The 844-nt window shown below is 50.7% G+C and carries 9 tRNA genes; all 9 read right to left on the bottom strand.

The window, feature by feature from the left end:
- Window positions 1-2: 2 nt before the first annotated feature.
- Window positions 3-76, bottom strand: a tRNA-Pro gene (locus A0739_RS09660).
- 15 nt (window positions 77-91) lie between these two features.
- A tRNA-Arg gene (locus A0739_RS09655) sits at window positions 92-165 on the bottom strand.
- Between the two features lie 11 nt (window positions 166-176).
- Window positions 177-262 (bottom strand) — tRNA-Leu (locus A0739_RS09650).
- A gap of 7 nt (window positions 263-269) precedes the next feature.
- A tRNA-Gly gene (locus A0739_RS09645) sits at window positions 270-341 on the bottom strand.
- A gap of 27 nt (window positions 342-368) precedes the next feature.
- A tRNA-Thr gene (locus tag A0739_RS09640) sits at window positions 369-441 on the bottom strand.
- Window positions 442-453: 12 nt separating this feature from the next.
- A tRNA-Leu gene (locus A0739_RS09635) sits at window positions 454-535 on the bottom strand.
- A gap of 5 nt (window positions 536-540) precedes the next feature.
- A tRNA-Lys gene (locus A0739_RS09630) sits at window positions 541-613 on the bottom strand.
- A 24-nt stretch (window positions 614-637) separates the two neighbouring features.
- A tRNA-Asp gene (locus A0739_RS09625) sits at window positions 638-710 on the bottom strand.
- A 2-nt stretch (window positions 711-712) separates the two neighbouring features.
- Window positions 713-785, bottom strand: a tRNA-Val gene (locus A0739_RS09620).
- Window positions 786-844 lie beyond the last annotated feature (59 nt).

Raw genomic sequence — 844 nt, 5'->3', positions numbered from 1 at the left:
AATCGGGAAGACAGGATTCGAACCTGCGACACCTTGGTCCCAAACCAAGTACTCTACCAAGCTGAGCTACTTCCCGCGTTAAATAAAAAAATGCACCCTAGAGGAGTCGAACCTCTAACCGCCTGATTCGTAGTCAGGTACTCTATCCAGTTGAGCTAAGGGTGCTCATCATTATATGCCGAGGACCGGAATCGAACCGGTACGATCGTTACCAATCGCAGGATTTTAAGTCCTGTGCGTCTGCCAGTTCCGCCACCCCGGCCTCTCTAAGCGAACGACGGGATTCGAACCCGCGACCCCCACCTTGGCAAGGTGGTGTTCTACCACTGAACTACGTTCGCATCGACCTCTTATTCTATATAAAAAAATGCCGGCTACATGACTTGAACACGCGACCCTCTGATTACAAATCAGATGCTCTACCAACTGAGCTAAGCCGGCTGATTTCTATTATGCGGGTTAAGGGACTTGAACCCCCACGCCGTTAAGCGCCAGATCCTAAATCTGGTGCGTCTGCCAATTCCGCCAAACCCGCAAATATGACCCGTACTGGGCTCGAACCAGTGACCCATTGATTAAAAGTCAATTGCTCTACCAACTGAGCTAACGAGTCTAAAATAACTTCCGTTATCTTAAACGGTCCCGACGGGAATCGAACCCGCGATCTTCGCCGTGACAGGGCGACGTGATAACCGCTACACTACGGGACCTATGGGAGTTAACGGGATCGAACCGCTGACCCTCTGCTTGTAAGGCAGATGCTCTCCCAGCTGAGCTAAACTCCCAAAAAGGAAGTCTCTAAACTTCCTATTCTGCTAAGCGACTTCCATATCTCACAGGGGGC

Origin of the sequence: Streptococcus oralis, from assembly GCF_001588645.1 — a bacterium.
Classification (GTDB): domain Bacteria; phylum Bacillota; class Bacilli; order Lactobacillales; family Streptococcaceae; genus Streptococcus; species Streptococcus oralis_AB.
This window is presented reverse-complemented; position numbering and strand designations above follow the sequence as displayed.